The sequence below is a fragment of the Erythrobacter donghaensis genome (assembly GCF_002155425.1).
Classification (GTDB): Bacteria; Pseudomonadota; Alphaproteobacteria; order Sphingomonadales; family Sphingomonadaceae; genus Erythrobacter; species Erythrobacter donghaensis.
Genome location: NZ_MUYG01000010.1, coordinates 216,733 through 229,790, shown reverse-complemented (window position 1 = coordinate 229,790; position 13,058 = coordinate 216,733). Strand labels below are relative to the sequence as shown.

General features: G+C 66.9%; 15 protein-coding genes. 9 read left to right on the top strand and 6 right to left on the bottom strand.

The features are described from left to right. The first annotated feature begins 40 nt into the window (after positions 1-40). Entirely contained in the window at positions 41-1,663 is a 1,623-nt protein-coding gene (locus tag BZF59_RS09515; RefSeq protein ID WP_086608016.1) for an FAD-dependent oxidoreductase, read from the top strand. 12 nt (positions 1,664-1,675) lie between these two features. On the opposite strand, the gene BZF59_RS09510 is transcribed toward BZF59_RS09515, so the two are convergent. Both BZF59_RS09510 and BZF59_RS09505 read right to left on the bottom strand, forming a co-directional pair. Then, positions 1,676-2,005, bottom strand: a complete 330-nt coding sequence (locus BZF59_RS09510; RefSeq protein WP_086608015.1) for a hypothetical protein — start codon at positions 2,003-2,005, stop codon at positions 1,676-1,678. 129 nt (positions 2,006-2,134) lie between these two features. Beyond that, positions 2,135-3,778, bottom strand: coding sequence for a phosphoenolpyruvate carboxykinase (locus BZF59_RS09505; RefSeq protein WP_086608413.1), 1,644 nt, complete (start codon positions 3,776-3,778; stop codon positions 2,135-2,137). Positions 3,779-3,962: 184 nt separating this feature from the next. Between BZF59_RS09505 and BZF59_RS09500 the strand changes: the two genes are divergently transcribed. The 7 genes from BZF59_RS09500 to BZF59_RS09470 all read left to right on the top strand — a co-directional run bounded on the left by BZF59_RS09500 (position 3,963) and on the right by BZF59_RS09470 (position 9,310). Next, complete coding sequence (locus BZF59_RS09500) at positions 3,963-4,730, top strand: response regulator transcription factor (RefSeq protein ID WP_211277381.1); 768 nt, start codon at positions 3,963-3,965, stop codon at positions 4,728-4,730. Next, positions 4,723-6,288, top strand: a complete 1,566-nt coding sequence (locus BZF59_RS09495; RefSeq protein ID WP_086608014.1) for a sensor histidine kinase — start codon at positions 4,723-4,725, stop codon at positions 6,286-6,288. Before BZF59_RS09500 ends, BZF59_RS09495 begins: the two co-directional genes overlap by 8 nt. Continuing rightward, positions 6,285-6,758, top strand: coding sequence for an HPr kinase/phosphorylase (locus BZF59_RS09490; RefSeq protein ID WP_086608013.1), 474 nt, complete (start codon positions 6,285-6,287; stop codon positions 6,756-6,758). Before BZF59_RS09495 ends, BZF59_RS09490 begins: the two co-directional genes overlap by 4 nt. After that, positions 6,755-7,663, top strand: a complete 909-nt coding sequence (gene rapZ, locus BZF59_RS09485) for an RNase adapter RapZ (RefSeq protein WP_086608012.1) — start codon at positions 6,755-6,757, stop codon at positions 7,661-7,663. The genes BZF59_RS09490 and rapZ overlap by 4 nt, the downstream gene beginning before the upstream one ends. A 101-nt stretch (positions 7,664-7,764) precedes the next feature. Next, positions 7,765-8,190: a PTS sugar transporter subunit IIA gene (locus BZF59_RS09480; protein ID WP_086608011.1), complete on the top strand. Its 426-nt coding sequence runs from the start codon at positions 7,765-7,767 to the stop codon at positions 8,188-8,190. A 13-nt stretch (positions 8,191-8,203) separates the two neighbouring features. Beyond that, complete coding sequence (locus tag BZF59_RS09475; RefSeq protein ID WP_086608010.1) at positions 8,204-8,482, top strand: HPr family phosphocarrier protein; 279 nt, start codon at positions 8,204-8,206, stop codon at positions 8,480-8,482. A 33-nt stretch (positions 8,483-8,515) separates the two neighbouring features. Beyond that, positions 8,516-9,310 carry a TrmH family RNA methyltransferase gene (locus BZF59_RS09470; protein WP_086608009.1) on the top strand — a complete coding sequence of 265 codons (795 nt, stop codon included), beginning with the start codon at positions 8,516-8,518 and terminating at the stop codon, positions 9,308-9,310. A 213-nt stretch (positions 9,311-9,523) separates the two neighbouring features. On the opposite strand, the gene BZF59_RS09465 is transcribed toward BZF59_RS09470, so the two are convergent. Next, positions 9,524-10,042 (bottom strand): DUF3291 domain-containing protein, encoded by a 519-nt coding sequence (locus BZF59_RS09465; RefSeq protein ID WP_086608008.1) that lies wholly within the window; start codon positions 10,040-10,042, stop codon positions 9,524-9,526. Between the two features lie 5 nt (positions 10,043-10,047). Continuing rightward, positions 10,048-11,490: a DNA recombination protein RmuC gene (locus BZF59_RS09460; protein ID WP_086608007.1), complete on the bottom strand. Its 1,443-nt coding sequence runs from the start codon at positions 11,488-11,490 to the stop codon at positions 10,048-10,050. Between the two features lie 107 nt (positions 11,491-11,597). Here BZF59_RS09460 and BZF59_RS09455 point away from each other — a divergent pair, with 107 nt between their 5' ends. Next, positions 11,598-11,996, top strand: a complete 399-nt coding sequence (locus BZF59_RS09455) for a four-helix bundle copper-binding protein (RefSeq protein ID WP_086608411.1) — start codon at positions 11,598-11,600, stop codon at positions 11,994-11,996. 45 nt (positions 11,997-12,041) lie between these two features. Here BZF59_RS09455 and BZF59_RS09450 read toward each other — a convergent pair whose 3' ends face one another. Together BZF59_RS09450 and BZF59_RS09445 are read right to left on the bottom strand one after the other, a co-directional pair. Beyond that, positions 12,042-12,389: a hypothetical protein gene (locus BZF59_RS09450; protein WP_086608006.1), complete on the bottom strand. Its 348-nt coding sequence runs from the start codon at positions 12,387-12,389 to the stop codon at positions 12,042-12,044. Positions 12,390-12,393: 4 nt separating this feature from the next. After that, positions 12,394-12,966, bottom strand: a complete 573-nt coding sequence (locus BZF59_RS09445; RefSeq protein WP_086608005.1) for a peptide deformylase — start codon at positions 12,964-12,966, stop codon at positions 12,394-12,396. Positions 12,967-13,058 lie beyond the last annotated feature (92 nt).

Below are 13,058 nucleotides of genomic sequence, written 5' to 3'. Positions count from 1 at the left end.
CCGTCCCCATCTTGCAACCTTCGGCGCGCAGGAGGGTAGCATGGAAACACTGGGACAAGACCTTGAAACCATGCGCCGCGTGCCGCTCGCACAGGCCCATGTCGATGCCATCGGCGCGATTGGCGGAGAGCGGCATTACCCGGCTGGCACCACCGTCATGGATATCGGCGAGCCGCTCGACCGCTTCGTCTATGTGATCGAGGGCGAGGTCGAGGTGGTCAATCCCTACACCGACGAGCGCATGTTCGAACACGCGCTCGGCCCGACGCAGTTCATGGGCGAGATCGGCTTTCTGAGCGGCGCGACCAATTACCTCAAGATGCGCGCCGCGCGCGACACCCGCGTAATCGAGGCCCCGCGCGAGGCGATGCTGGCGCTGATGAGCCGCGTGCCCGAACTCAGCGATCACATCATCACCGTCTTCGCCGCGCGCCGCCGCAAGCAGTTCGAGCTGCGCAACAGCGCGGTCAAGGTGATCGGCGCGGACCGCGATGCCAAGGTGCAGGCGGTCGAGCGTTTCCTGTCGCGCAACCGCATCCCGTTCCAGTCCTACGACATGGATGCAGGCGATGCGGAGACCTTGCAGGTCTGCTCGCTGACGCAGCACGAACCTTCGGTGATCCTCGGCGTCGATACGCGGCTGGAGAACCCGACCCCGCGCAAGGTGGCGCAATATCTCGGTCTCGATCTCGATATCTGTTCGCGGCGCACTTACGATCTGCTGATCGTCGGCGGCGGGCCTGCCGGAGTGGCGGCGGCGGTCTATGCCGGCTCCGAGGGGATTGAGGCGCTGGTGGTGGAGGACACCGCCGTGGGCGGGCAGGCGGGCACATCCAGCCGGATCGAGAATTACATGGGCTTTCCCACCGGCATCAGCGGCACCGACCTTACATGGCGGGGGCAGGTGCAGGCGATGAAGTTCGGCACGCGCTTCGTCATGCCGCGCCGGATCGAGGCGATGATGCGCCGCGAGGACGGAGCCTATTGCCTGACGCTGGATGACGGTGACGAACTCTGCGCCCGCGCGGTGCTGGTGGCGACGGGGGTGCAATACCGCCGCCTGCCGCTTGCCCATCTGGAAGAGCTCGAAGGCGCCGGAATCTTCTATTCCGCGACCGAAATGGAAGCGCGGTTCTGCGCCAAGACCGAGGCGGTGGTGATCGGCGGGGGCAATTCCGCTGGGCAAGCGGCGATGTTCCTCAGCCGCGCGGCGAGCCATGTGCATCTGGTGGTGCGCGGCGGCTCTCTGGCAGCCTCAATGTCGAGCTACTTGTCGCAGCGTTTGGAGGCCGATCCGCGCGTCACGATCCACTATCACTCGGAGGTCACCGCGCTCCACGGCGAAAGCTGGCTTGAGGGAATTACCCTCAAGACGGGGGACAGCGAACGCCGGATCGATACCCGCGCGCTGTTCATCATGATCGGTGCTGCGCCCAACACCGGCTGGCTCTCAGGCCTCGCGGAAACCGACGCCAAGGGCTTCGTCCTCACCGGCGCAGCGGCCGGGCAGGCCGACGATTACGCCACCACCGCGCCCGGCATCTTCGCCGTGGGCGACGTGCGCGCCGGATCGGTCAAGCGCGTGGCGAGCGCGGTGGGCGAAGGGTCGGTGGTGGTCAGCCGGATCTGGCAATATCTCGAGGATACGCGCGTATCCGGCTGACCCCCGCGCGGATCAGCTCTTGCCGCCGCCGAACAGGCCCTTGGCCATGTCCATGATGTCGTTGACCGGATTGCCGTCGCCATCGCGGTCGATCATCGAGGCGAAGTTGCTGAGCGAGCCTTCGCCGCCGATCGCGCTGACGATCTGGCTGAGGATGTCGGGGCTGATCCCGGTCTTCTCCGCCGCCAGCGTCACGGTGTCGCCATCGAGCTGATGGGTGTGGCCGAGCGCGGCGATCGCCTTTTCCGCCATCGCCGGGTCGAGCCCGACCTGTTTGGCGAGGTTCACCACATCATCCGGCGCGCCGCCGATGTTCTTCAGAATGCCGTCAAGAATGCTCATGTCTGTTCCTCCCACGCGAATCGTACAGGCGCGATTGTGGCGCAAAGCCGCAGCGAGGCAAAGCAAAAGGCCCCGCTCCGGTCTTAGCGCCGGGCGGGGCCCCTCTCCCGAGCTGGTGATAGGATCCTGTCAGGCCGCGATCGGGGCAGGCGCGGCCTGCAGCACGCCGGCATCGACGTGCTGTTCGAACTGGGCGAAATTGTCGATGAACAGCTGCACCAGCTTCTTCGCGGTGGCGTCATACTCCGCCCCGTCGGCCCAGGTGCTGCGCGGATCGAGGATGGCTTGATCGAGCCCCGCCTCGGCCAGCGCGGGCACGAAGACCGGCACGTCGAAGCCGAAATTGGGGTCCTTGCGGAACTCAACTTCGTCCATCTTGCCATCGAGCACGGCGTTGAGCAGCGCGCGGGTCGCCTTGATCGGCATCCGGTGGCCGGTGCCGTACTTGCCGCCGGTCCAGCCGGTGTTGACCAGCCAGCAATCGACGCCGCCCTTGGCGATGCGCTCCTTCAGGAGGTTGCCGTAGACCGAGGGGTGCCGCGGCATGAAGGCGGCGCCGAAGCAGGTGCTGAAGGTGGCTTCCGGCTCGGTCACGCCGATCTCGGTGCCCGCGACCTTGGCGGTGTAGCCGCTGAGGAAGTAATACATCGCCTGATCCGCGGTCAGCCGCGCGATCGGAGGCAGCACGCCAAACGCGTCGGCGGTGAGCATGATGACGTTGGACGGCGCGGGGCCGAGGTTCTTCTCGCTCGTGTTCGGGATGAACTCGATCGGGTAGGCACCGCGGGTATTTTCGGTCTTGCTGCCGTCGGTGAAGTCCAATTCGCGCGTTTCCGCGTCCATCGTCACGTTTTCGAGGATCGTGCCGAACATCTTGGTCGTGGCGTAAATCTCGGGCTCGCCCTCGGCTGAGAGGTTGATCATCTTGGCATAGCAGCCGCCTTCGAAATTGAAGACCGCCTCGTCCGACCAGCCGTGCTCGTCATCGCCGATCAGCGTGCGGCTGGCGTCGGCGCTGAGCGTGGTCTTGCCCGTGCCCGACAGGCCGAAGAAGATCGCGCTCTTGCCGTCCGCGCCGATGTTGGCCGAACAATGCATCGGCATCACGCCCTGTGCGGGCAGGAGGTAGTTGAGCAGGCCGAACACGCCCTTCTTCATCTCGCCCGAATATTCGGTGTTGCCGATCAGGATCAGCTTCTCGGTGAAGCTCACCGCAATCACGGTGTCGCTGCGGCAGCCATGGCGCTCAGGGTCGGCCTTGAAGCTGGGCAGGTTGATGATGGTGTATTCGGGCGCGAAGTCCGCCAGTTCCTCGGCGGTGGGGCGCACCAGCAGGGTGCGGATGAAAAGGTTGTGCCAGGCCATCTGGTTGATGACGCGCACGTTGACGCGGTAATCGGGCTGCGATCCGCCGAACAGATCGGCGACGTAGAGCTCGCTCTGCCCTTCGAGTTCCTTGAGGAAATCGGCCTTGAGCGCGGCGAAGTGCTCCGGGCTCATCGGCTGATTGATCGCGCCCCAGTTGATCGTTCGCTCGGTCTCGGCGTCGCGGACGATATACTTGTCCTTGACGCTGCGCCCGGTGAAGCGGCCGGTATCGACCAGCAGCGCGCCATGCTTGGTCAGCTGCCCCTCGCCCCGCTTCAGCGCATGTTCGACCAGCGCCGCGGTGCCGAGATTGGCGTGAATGCGCGCCGCCGTGTTGAGATTCTGGGCGGCCAGCGGGGTTGCGAGCGAGGTCAACTTGCGTCTCCTGAGCGAAGGCGGATTCATGATGAGCGGCCAAAGCAGGATCACGCCGAAGCCGCGAATCCCTGTCCCGTCCGGGACCCTCCCTAGCACCCCCGCATACGTATGCAACCGCGCGCGGCACTACGGCATGCAATGCCACCGGTTTCCTTTGCGCTCCGCCCCGCCCCCATTGCGGGGCGCGCCGCTTGGCGCTACCCAAGCGGGCATGGCCGACACCCCTTCCGAACGCGTCCCTTCCGATCAGCCGGGGGCCGAGCCGCGCGGGCTTCAGATCGCGCTGGTCGATGATGATCGCAACATCCTCACCACGGTTGCCATCGCACTTCAGGCCGAAGGCTTCGCCACGCGGCTCTATTCCGATGGCGAGACCGCGCTGAAGGCCCTGCTCGACAACCCGCCCGATCTCGCCGTGTTCGACATCAAGATGCCCAAGATGGACGGGATGGAGCTGCTGCGCCGCTTGCGTGAGAATTCCGCGCTCCCCGTCATCTTCCTCACCAGCAAGGACGACGAAAGCGACGAGGAAGCAGGGCTGCAACTGGGTGCGGATGATTACATCGCCAAGCCGTTCAGTCTGCGCCTGCTGATCGCCCGCATCCGCGCGATCCTGCGCCGGGCCGAGCCGCTGGCCCCCGGCACCGCCGCCGCCGCCATGCCCGAGCCCGCGCCCGCGACGCTCACCCGGGGGCGATTGTTCATGGACCCGGCGCGCCATCAGGTGATGTGGGACGGGCAGGCGGTCAGCCTCACGGTCACCGAATTCCTGATCCTCGAAGCGCTCGCCATTCGCCCCGGCGTGATCAAGAGCCGCAACCAGTTGATGGACGCGGCCTATCCCGACGATGTCTTCGTCGATGATCGCACCGTCGACAGCCATATCAAGCGGATGCGCCGCAAGTTCCGGCTGGTCGATCCCACCTTCGATGCGATCGATACGCTCTATGGCGCGGGCTACAGCTTTACCGATGGCTGAGGCCGCCCCGCGCGCCAGCGCCAACGCCAGCGAGCAGATGACCGCCACCGGGCGCTTTGCCCTGACTGGACGCATCCTCGCGGTCAACATCCTGCCGCTGCTGGTGCTGGGCGGCGGGCTGTTCTACCTCGACAGCTACCGCACCCAGCTCATCAACGAGCGCTTCAAGCTTGCCCGGATCGAGGCGCAGATCACCGCCGAAGCGCTGGCCGGTGCGTCGCGCGCCCGGCAAGAAGCGCTGCTGGTGCAGATCGGCAAGGAACAGCGGATGCGCCTGCGCCTGTTCGACGCCGATGGCCGCTTGGCCGCAGACAGCTTCGCGCTGGATGACCCCGCCTTCCGCTTCAACGACATCAGCGACGATGACTGGGAACAGCAATTCGCGCGCTGGATGGATCGCACGGTCGACACCATCGTCGCCGCCGAGCCGGTGCAGGACTATGTCGAGCCCGAAGCGCAGGAGGCCGATGCCTGGCCCGAACTCGCCCGCGCGCGCGAACTCGGCCTGTCGCAGATCAGGCTCTACGACTGGCGCGACGGCACCCCGGTGATCACCGCCGCCGCCCCCGTCGGCCTGCAAGGCGCGACGCTGCTGACCGTGCGCAACGCGGTCGACATCACTGAAAGCGTGCGCGCGGCGCGCTCCACCTTGTTCATCGCCATGCTGCTCGTGCTGGGTGTTTCGGCGGCGCTCTCGCTGTTCCTCGCTCGCACCATCGTCACCCCGCTGCGGCTGCTGGCACGCGCGGCGGTGCGGGTGAAGCAGGGCCGCGACCGCGAGGTGGAGGTGCCGCGCCTGCCCCAGCGCAGCGACGAGATCGGCCTGCTTGCCCGCGCGGTGTCGGACATGACCGGTGCCCTGCGCGGCCGGATCGACGCGGTCGACAGCTTCGCGGCCGATGTGGCGCACGAGATCAAGAACCCGCTCGCCAGCTTGCGCAACGCGATCGACACCCTGCCGCGGGTCGAGGATCCCGCCCTGCGCGCCCAGCTTACAGAGATCGCCGCGCATGATGTGCGCCGGATCGACCGGCTCGTCACCGAAATCTCCGCCGCGAGCCGGGTCGATGCCGAAATCAGCCGCGCGACCCTTGAACGGGTCGACCTGGCCGAACTCTTCGCGAACCTCATCCGCAGCCGCGAGGATCGCGGGATGAATGGTGGGCGGAAGTTGGTGCTCGACGCCGCGCCCGGCCGCCATGTCGTGCGCGGGGTGCCGACCCAGTTGGAGCGCGTTGCCGAAAATCTGCTCGACAACGCCGTGTCCTTCTCGCCGCCCGATGGCGAGGTGCAGGTGCGCCTGCGCCAGAGCGAGCGCACGGTCATCGCCGAGGTGTGCGATTCCGGCCCCGGTATCGCCCCCGACCGGCGCGAGGCGGTGTTCCGGCGGTTCCATTCCGACCGGCCCGAGGGCGAAAGCTTCGGCAATCACTCGGGCCTCGGCCTTGCCATCGGCCGCGCGATTGCCGAGGCGCATGACGGCGCGCTCACCGCAGAAGACCGGCCCGACGGCGCGCCCGGTGCCTGCCTGCGGCTGCGCCTGCCGGTCGCGGCATGAGCCTCGTCTTTGCCGCCAGCGCCGTCGCCATCGGGGGCCGCGCACTGCTGATCGCGGGCCCGCCGGGCAGCGGCAAGTCGAGCCTCGCGCTCGCCCTGATTGATCGCGGCGCGGGGCTGATCGGGGATGATGCGGTGACGCTGCGACAGGAGGGCGAGGCGCTGATCGCCGCGCCGCCGCCCAATATTGCCGGACTGCTGGAGGTGCGCGGGGTCGGGATCATCACCCTGCCAACCGCCCCGCCCGCGCCGGTCGCACTGTTGCTCGACCTGTCGGGCGACCCCGCCGAACGCCTGCCGCCCGATCCCCTGCCGACGCGGGTGATCGCAGGCGTCGCCGTGCCGGTGCTCGCCTTCGACCCCGCCCCCCCCGCACCGGCCCTGCGCGCCGAATGGGCGCTGCGCCTCCACGGCATTGGACATGATCCCGCTTCCCTTTGCTCCGCTGACACGCCAGAATCGTGCCCATGACCGACCCCGCCTCCCCCCCGCGCCCGCTGCTGCTGGTCACCGGCCTTGCCGGGGCGGGCAAATCGACCGCGCTTGCCGTGCTCGAAGACCTCGGCTGGGAGACGATCGACAACTTCCCGGTGCGCCTGCTGAAGCGCCTCGTCACCATGCCCGACGATGCGCGCGGGCCGCTCGCCATCGGCTTCGATTCGCGCACCCGCGGCTTCGTACCCGCCGATATCATCGCGCTGGTGAAAGACCTGAGCCAGCGCCCCGACGTCGCTCTCAGCTTCCTGTTCCTCGACTGCGCCGGGCATGAGCTCGAGCGCCGCTTCAACGAGACCCGCCGCCGTCACCCGATGGCCGATGGCCGCCCGGTGCAGGAGGGCATTGCCGCCGAGCGCGAGCTGCTCGAACCGCTGCGCCGCTGGGCCGAGCTGATGATCGACACCACGGCGATGACCAGCAACGATTTGCAGGGCAAGATCCGCGAGCTCTTCGCCCCCGCCGATCCCGCTGCTGCGACCACGCTCACCCTGTCGAGCTTCGGCTTTGCCCGCGGGATGCCGCCGCTCGCCGATCTGGTGTTCGACATGCGCTTTCTCGACAATCCGCACTGGGTGCCGGGCCTCAAGGAGCAGACCGGGCAGGACGCTGCGGTGGGCGAGCATATCGAGCGTGACCCCGCCTTTGCGGAAAGCTTCGCGCGCATCCGCGACCTGCTGCTGCTGCTGCTCCCGCGCTACGCCGCGCAAGGCAAACCCTATGTCCACGTAGCCTTCGGCTGTACCGGAGGGAGACACCGCTCGGTCTACACCGCCGAGTCCATGGCCAAGGCCTTGCGCGCCGCGGGCTTTTCGCCCACTGTCCGGCACCGCAATCTGGCATCGCGCGCCACCGATGCGATCGAGCGGGATCGGCGCTAGGCCCCTCCCGCATCACCGTCGGCGTTTGGGCATTGTCGGTCAGCGTAGAAACGCGTAAGGCACCCGCCCCGGGTGGGAAGTTAACGGACCCCTATTCACGCATGATCGGCTTGATCCTGGTAACCCATGGCCGCCTCGCGGACCAATTCGTCGAGGCGATGGAGCACGTTGTCGGCCCGCAAGAGGGCATCGTCACGGTCTGCATCGGCCCGCATGACGACATGGAACAGCGCCGCGCCGACATCGCCGAGGCGATTGCCGCGGTGGACGCGGGCACGGGCGTCATCATCCTCACCGACCTGTTCGGCGGCACCCCGTCGAACCTCGCGATCTCGCTGCTCGATGCGGGCCATGTCGAGGTGATCGCGGGGATCAACCTGCCGATGCTGATCCGCCTCGCCGGTGCGCGCAAGGCGATGGACGTGACCGCCGCGGTCCATGCTGCGCAGACCGCCGGGCGCAACTACATCACCATCGCCAGCGAGCTGCTGGGGCAGGACACCGCCCCGGCGCGGGCCAAGGCCTGAGGGCGAACCGCGGGTGGGGGAAGCACGGCAGAGCGTCGAAATCGTCAACCGCCGGGGCCTCCACGCCCGGGCGAGCGCCAAGTTCGTCGGCGCGGTCGCCGCGCTGCCCGATGGCCTGAAGGTCACCGTCAGCAAGGCCCCGCACAGCGCGGCGGGCGGCTCGATCCTCGGGCTGATGATGCTAGGCGCGGCCAAGGGCGACACGGTCGAAGTCGCGGTCGAGGGCGAGAATGCGCAAAACGTGCTTGCCGATCTCGTCGCGCTGATCGCCGACGGCTTCGGCGAGGACTAGTGCCAGCGCCCGCGTTGGCGTAGGCGGCCTGCCATGCGCAAGCACATCACCGGCTTTTCCAATCCGACGGTCAAATACCTGCGGAGCCTGCGGGACAAGAAGCACCGCAAGCGCGCGGGCCAGTTTCTGGTCGAGGGGCTGCGGTTGCTCGAGGACGCACGCGCCTCGGGCCGCGTGCCGCAGACGCTGGTGATGGCCGAGGGGCGCGAACACCCGCTACTCGAACGGCTCGAGGCTGACGTCATGGCGGCAGGCGGCGAGGTGATCGCGACCACGCCCGATATCCTCTCCAAGATCACCGGAAAGGAGAATGCGCAGGCGGTCGCGGGGGTGTTCGACGAGTGGAACACCGGCCTCGCCGCGCTCGACCGCAGCGCCGCGCCGATCTGGCTCGCCGCGCAGGCGCTGCGTGATCCGGGCAACCTCGGCACGATGCTGCGCACCTGCGATGCGGTGGGTGCGGGCGGGCTGATCCTGATCGACGACTGCGCCGACCCCTTCAGCGCCGAGGCCGTGCGCGCCAGTATGGGGGCCGTTTTTACGGTGGGGCTGGCACAGGCGAGGTGGGAGGAGTTCCTGCCATGGCTGCGCGGCGGATCGGGCCAGTTGGTCGCAGCGTCCTTGCGCGATGCGGTGCCCTATCGCGGAGCGCCCTACGCCGCGCCGTGCTTCATTCTGGTCGGCAACGAGTCGCAAGGCCTGCCCGAGGATTACGAGACGGCCTGCGACCTGCGTGTCACCATGCCGATGAAAGGCCGCGCGGATTCGCTGAATGCCGCTGTGGCAGGCGCGGTGCTCGCTTACGAAGTGCTGGCGGGGCTGGAATAAGCGTTACAAAGGTGACACAGTGTCCGCTTCAATCCTGATCATATTATCACATGAATTCAATTATTTGATCCGTAATTTGAAAAGCGGACGGACAGGGTAACGAGGCCTCTTCTGCCAGCGCGAACACGGAGGTCGGGGGCGGACGTCGGGGCGGACGATGCGAAAGAGCGGGCCATGTGATGGCCCGCCAAGCGCGAGTAGGAAAGTCCGGCCTCACACGTTGCCGATGCACCACGGATCGGGCTTCATATCGACTGGCGGCGTCCCCTCGCCCGGCTTGGGGAAGCGCGCCTTGAAGGTGAAGCTCTGCGGGGTCGGGCCGTAGCGGTCGAGCATCCACAGGCGCGACAGGCCCTCGTCGATGCTCGGACGGTGGCCCGCGGGCACCCACCACAAGGCCTGATAGGCACCCTCGAAACGATGGAAATACTCGCGCCGCCGCGCCATTTCGGGGGTGTGAGCCGAGCGGTAGACGAAATCGAACAGGCTCTCGGCGTCTTGCCACACGGACATGTTGACCAGCAGCAGCGGATCAGCGGCGGCGACTTCGAAGTCGGTGGCGTCGCCGCTGTCGCTCTGAAGCCGCCAGACGAAACCGGGGAGGCCATCAGCGATGGCGTTGATCCGGTCGAGCGCATCGAAGAACGGCTGCACAACCGGAGCGCCCTTTGGCGCGACCATCTTGCCGATGTTGATCTGGGCCAAATGCCAGCCCGCACCGCCGTCATTCATCCGCCTTACTCCGCCGCGTCGCGCTTCTCGCTTTCGTCCAGCATATCAGGCGCTTCGAGCGCTGCAACATCTTCGGCATTGTAGCGCGGCGCGCTCGCGACCAGCGGCACCTCGTCGATCTCGCGCTTGCCGATCTCGACACCCTTCTCCGCCAGCCGCCGCCCAGAGGACAGCACATTGCGCTCGAAGCTGCCGACGAACTTGTTGTAATTGTTGACCGCGCTCTCAAGCCCGCCGCCCACGCGCTTCAGGTGCTCGGCGGCGGTCGCGAGGCGATCATAGAGTTCCGCCCCCATCCGGCCGATGGCCTGCGCTTCCTTCGCCAACCCGTCCTGCCGCCAGACCTGCGCCACGGTGCGCGCAATCGCGACGAGGTTGGTCGGCGTCGCCAGCAGCACCCGGCGCTCGAAAGCGAAATCCCACAACGTCGGATCGGCTTCGAGCGCCGCGGTGACGAAATGTTCGCCGGGGACGAACATGATGACGTAATCGGGCGCTTCCTCGAACTGGCTCTGGTAGCTTTTCGCGCCCAGCGTCTGCACGTGGTTGCGCATCGACTTCGCGTGAAGCTCCATCTGCTGCTTGCGCACCGCGTCGTCATCGGCCTCGAAGGCGGCCTGATAGGCGTTGAGCGAGACCTTGGAATCGATCACCAGCTTCTTCTGGCCGGGCACATTGATGATCGCATCGGGGCGCAGCCGGCCCTCTTCGGTGTCGATCGAGTGCTCCATGATGAAGTCGGTGTGCTGCGCCAGCCCGCATTGTTCAAGCAGGTTCTGCAGCGCCCGCTCCCCCCAGCGCCCGCGCGCCTTGGGGGCGTTGGTGAGCGAATTGCCCAGCCGCTGCGCCTCGCGCCGCACCTGTTCCTGCCCTTCCTTCATCGACTGGATCAGACCCGCCAGCTGCCCGAAGGCATCGGTGCGCTTGGCTTCCAGATCGGCGACCTGCCGCTCGTAATTCGCCAGCTTCTCGCCCACCGGCGAAAGCAGCGCCTTCAGCTTCTCCTCGCTCGCCTTTTCGGAATGGCCGAGCCGTTCCTCGGCGCGCTTGAGGAAAGCCTCCTGCGCGCGATTCAACACCTGTGCGCCGGTGTTCTCGAATTCCTTGAGCAGGTTTGCGCGCGATTCTTCCAGCAGCCGCTTCTGCTCCTCGAAAGCGGCACGCTCGGCGCGGAAGCGGGAATTTTCCTCACGCGCGGCATCGAGCTGCTGCGCCAACCCGTCCGCCCGCGCGGCGCGCTCGCCCAGCGTCGCGACCTCGATCCGCGCCTCGCCCAGCTCGGCAACGGCGCGCTTGAACTCGGCCTCGCGCTCACCCCCTGAGCGCTCGGCATCGGCGAGCCGCTGGCGCAAATCGGCAAGCGGGCGCGCGCCGAAAAACCAGCCCGCGGCCATGCCGAGGGCGAGCCCGATAAGAAGGATGGCGAGCGGCAGGACAAGATCGGTCATCGGCGGAACATAGCCTGAACATGATCGCCCGCCAAGCCCATGAATCGCGCAAAAAGGGGAACAATGCCGCCGCGCTCCGCTTGGAATGGGCAGCAAGGAGAATCGATATGTCCATCAAGGAAATGATCGCCGAGCACCCGCAGGTCGGTGCCGACTACAACGAAGCGCTGGCCGAGGCGGTGCGCCACGCGATGTATTGCGCCGCGATCTGCAACTCTTGCGCCGATGCCTGCTCCGCCGAGAAGGGCGACATGAGCGCCTGCATCCGCACCTGCATGGATTGCGCCGACATCTGCACCGCGACCTACCGCGTCGCCACGCGGCGCACCGGCGGCAATGTCGCCGTGATCGAAGCGCAGCTGCGCGCCTGCATCACGGCCTGCGAACAGTGCATCGAGGAATGCAGCAAGCACGACAACGACCATTGTCGCCGCTGCGCGCAGATGTGCCGCGAATGTGCCGACGATTGCCTCAAGGCGCTGAACGGAATGATGCAGGCCGCCTAACTGGACTGCGGCGTGCGGTGGGGAGCGGTCCGGACGAGCCCGCGATCACATCCGGGGCTCGGGCGCTCCCTGTGCCGCCAGCCGGCGCGCTTCGCGCAGCAGGCTGACGAGCTTGAACAGCGCTTCAATGAGTGCCAACGACAGCAAGCCGAGCCAGAACCAGCTTCGGTCCTGCGCCTGCCATTCGCCGACGACCATGTAACTGCACAACCCCATCACGAACAGCCATGCGGCAGCATCGCCGAGGGCGTTCGCAGCCGTGCGGGGCGGTTCGTCGCGCGGGTCGCGGGGGTCGATCGACTCGAGCAGGAAGCCGCCGACCAGCCAGACCAGCGGAAAGAGCAGCAGGATCGGCAGTGCGGTCCCCACCCAATCTGCGATCTCGGCGATCATGCCGCTACGCCGCCCGGCGGATTTTCTCGAGCTTCTTCAGCACCATCGCGCGTTTGAGGCGCGAAAGGTGGTCGATGAAGAGAATGCCTTCGAGGTGGTCCATCTCGTGCTGCAGGCAGGTCGCCATCAGCCCTTCGAGCGCTTCCTCGTGGGTGTTGCCGTCCAGATCCTGATAGCGCACGCGGCAGGTCGCCGGGCGATCGACATCGGCGTAGATCTCGGGGACCGAGAGGCAGCCTTCCTGATAGGTCGAAAGCTCGTCCGCCGGATCGAGGATCACGGGGTTGATGAACACCCGCGGTTCCTTCTTCGTGGCGGGGTGCGTGTGCTTGTGGCCGTCGTGCGAGCATTCCACCGGCGGCGCGTCGGGATCGTCGGGCTGGAGGTCGATCACCAGCACCCGCTTGGGCACGCCGACCTGGATCGCGGCGAGGCCGATGCCGGGGGCATCATACATCGTCTCGAACATGTCTTCGACAAGCGTGCGCAGATCGTCGCCGAACTCGTGCGGTTCGACCGGGGTCGAGATGGTTTTCAGCCGGGGGTCCGGCACTTCAAGGATTTCGCGGATAGCCATGCATGCGATTTAGTGCGCGCGAGCCAAAACCTCAAGTGAGTCCCCGCGCAGGCGGGGACCTCAGGCCAAAACGAAAGAGGTCCCCGCCTACG